We start from the raw sequence: 3170 nt of genomic DNA, 5'->3' as shown, positions 1-3170 counted from the left end.
GCGGGTCTGGCGGCGGGAACCGTCCACCGCATCGAGATCACCTGTTTCGCGCTCGACGCGGTGCGCCGGGACAACTGCAGCCGGGACAACTGCGATGGGCGCGGGGAGCCCCCGGCCTCGCCGGGCCGGGCCGTGCTCGCGGTCGTGGAGGGCGACGGCGCCGCCGAGCTGTTCGAGGCCGAAGGGGCCGTCGTCGTCCGGGCCGACCGCCCGATGACCATCCCCGGGTTGCTCGACGCCATCCGCGCGGTCGACGCACCCGAGGTGCTGGTGCTGCCCAACGGTGCGCTCAGCGAGCAGAACCTCATCGCCGTCGGGGCGGCGACCCGCGACGACCATCGGTCGGTGATGTTCCTGCCGAGCTGGTCGATGGTGCAGGGGCTCGCGTCCCTCGCCGTGCACGACGCCGGACGGGACTCGGTCGACGACGCGTTCACGATGACCGAGGCCGCCGCGACGACCCGCTGGGGCTCGCTGCGCATCGCGCAGGAACGCGCCCTGACCTGGGTGGGAACGTGCGAACCCGGCGACAGCCTCGGTTTGTCCGGCCACGATGTCGTAGTCATCGAGCATGATCTGGTGGCAGCGGGCGCGTCGCTCCTCGACAAGGTCCTCGCCGCGGGTGGAGAACTCGTGACGATGCTGGTCGGGTCCGGTGCTCCCGAGGGTCTCGCCGAACAGCTGACCGCCCACCTCGACGCGCACCATCCCGAGGTGGAGGTCGTGGTGTATCACGGGGGACAGGGCAGCGACCTGCTGCAACTCGGCGTCGAGTAGACGCCGAACCGGGCAGAAGCGGACACGGCGAAAGGACGGCAGTGGCGACACTCGCGGACCGACTCGATCATCTTCTCGGACGCAAGACCGCCGACGCCCTGTTCGACGCGTTCGGCATGTCCACCGTCGAGGATTTGCTGCGCCACTACCCACACCGCTACGCGACCCAGGGCGCCGAACTCGGCGACGCGCAGCCGGAGGAAGGCCAGCACGTCACGATCATCGCGCGGGTCGAGAAGGCCGACGAGGTGCGGATGAAGAGCCGGCCCGGGACGCGGCTCGCGGTGGTGCTGGTTTCGGACCGGCAGAAGATCGACGTGACGTTCTTCAACCCGCACAAGGTCAAATACAACATCAAGCCCGGCGTGCGCGGCATGTTCTCCGGCACCGTGAAGTACTTCCGGGACAAGTGGAGCCTCGCCCATCCGAGCTACGTCATCCTTCCCGAGCCGCGCGACGCGGAGGTCGGGGGAGCGACACCCGCGCCGACCCGGGTCCGCGGGGCGGGCGCGCTGGCGGGGATGGCCCGCAGCGCGCAGGGCAGCGACGGCATCGACATGTCGATCTTCGACCGGGCGCTGATCCCGATGTACCCGGCGACCCGGGACGTCGAGTCGTGGACGGTGATGCGCTGCGTGCGGCAGATCCTCGACCAACTCGAGGTCGTCGACGACCCGCTGCCGGACTGGGTGCGCCGCGAGCACGGCCTGGTCGGCCTGGACGAGGCGCTGCGCACCATTCATCTGCCCGACACGAAGGAGCAGGTGACCGCCGCACGGGCCCGGTTGCGTTTCGACGAGGCCACCGCTCTGCAACTGGTGCTCGCGCGCCGCCGGCACGACGTGGCCGTGCGCACCGCGCCGGTCTGCGCGCCCCGCGACGACGGCATCGCCGCCGAATTCGACCGGCGCCTGCCCTTCGAACTGACCACCGGTCAGCTCGCCGTCGCCGGCGAGATCGCCGCCGACCTGTCGGTGGCGCACCCGATGAATCGGCTGCTGCAGGGCGAGGTCGGTTCCGGCAAGACCATCGTGGCGTTGCGGGCGATGCTGCAGGTCGTCGACTCCGGACACCAGTGCGCACTGCTCGCGCCGACGGAGGTGCTCGCCGCGCAGCACGCCCGGTCGCTGACCTCGATGCTCGGGGACCTGGCCGCCGCCGGTGAGCTCGGCGCCCACGAACTCGCGACCAAGGTGACGCTGGTGACCGGCTCGATGTCCGCGGCCCGCAAACGCCAGGCGCTGCTCGACACCGTCAACGGCGACGCCGGCATCGTCATCGGCACCCACGCCCTGATCCAGCAGGGCGTGGAGTTCTTCGACCTGGGCCTCGTCGTCATCGACGAACAGCATCGCTTCGGGGTCGAACAGCGGGACGCACTGCGCAACCGCGGCCGTGACGGTGCGAGCCCGCACGTGCTGGTGATGACCGCGACCCCGATTCCGCGGACGATCGCGATGACCGTCCTCGGCGACCTCGAGGTCTCGACCCTGACGGAACTGCCGCGCGGGCGCTCACCGATCGTGAGCCGGGTCGTGCCGGCGAAGGTGCATCCGAGCTGGGTCGACCGCGCGTGGGAGCGGATCGGCGAGGAGGTCGCGGAGGGGCGGCAGGCCTACGTCGTGTGCTCCCGGATCGGGGACGGGGACGCGGACGAGGACGCCGACGCCGATTTCTTCGTTCTCGAGGACGCGGAGCCTGCGCGCGGTACGAAGAGTCGTGGTGGAAAAAGCGGCGGCAAGGGGGCGCGGGCCGGTGCCGAGCCGCCGGACACGAAGTCGGTGCTGCAGCAGTACGAGGAGCTGTCCACCGGCCCGTTGAGTCACCTGCGCGTCGGGTTGCTGCACGGCCGGTTGCCCGCGGACGAGAAGGACGCGGTGATGCGCGACTTCGGCGCCGGGAAGATCGACGTGCTGGTGTGCACGACCGTCGTCGAGGTCGGTGTGGACGTGCCCAACGCGACGGTGATGGTGATCGTCGACGCCGACCGGTTCGGGGTCAGCCAGCTGCATCAGCTGCGCGGTCGCGTGGGGCGAGGCGGGCATCAGGGGCTGTGCCTGCTCGTCACCGACAGCCGCCCGGGGTCGCAGGCGATGATGCGGCTCGACGCGGTGGCCGGCACCACCGACGGGTTCGCGCTGGCACAACTCGACCTGCAGCAACGGCGCGAGGGCGACGTGCTCGGGGTCGCGCAGTCCGGCACGGCGTCGACGCTGCGGCTGCTCTCGCTCGTCGACGACGTGGAAGTCATCGCCGCCGCGCAGGCGTTCGCGCGTGCGGTCACCGACGAGGATCCGGGCCTGGACGAGCATCCCGGACTCGCGCGGATGGTCACCGCGGCCCTGGACAGCACGCGGGTCGAATACCTCGAGAAATCCTGAGCCGCGCGCCCG

The 3170-nt window shown here is 70.9% G+C and carries 1 protein-coding gene and 1 pseudogene; both read left to right on the top strand.

The window, feature by feature from the left end; all coding sequences use genetic code 11:
* Nucleotides 1-777, top strand: a pseudogene (locus I0Q12_RS26180) (dihydroxyacetone kinase); the annotation flags it as partial.
* A gap of 41 nt (nt 778-818) precedes the next feature.
* Nucleotides 819-3158 carry an ATP-dependent DNA helicase RecG gene (gene recG / locus I0Q12_RS26175; protein WP_197256162.1) on the top strand — a complete coding sequence of 780 codons (2340 nt, stop codon included), beginning with the start codon at nt 819-821 and terminating at the stop codon, nt 3156-3158.
* Nucleotides 3159-3170: the final 12 nt, after the last annotated feature.

It is taken from the genome of Rhodococcus sp. CX (genome assembly GCF_015865005.1).
GTDB lineage: Bacteria > Actinomycetota > Actinomycetes > Mycobacteriales > Mycobacteriaceae > Rhodococcus.
The sequence above is the reverse complement of the archived record's forward strand: the minus strand, read 5'-3'. Positions and strand labels throughout refer to the sequence as shown.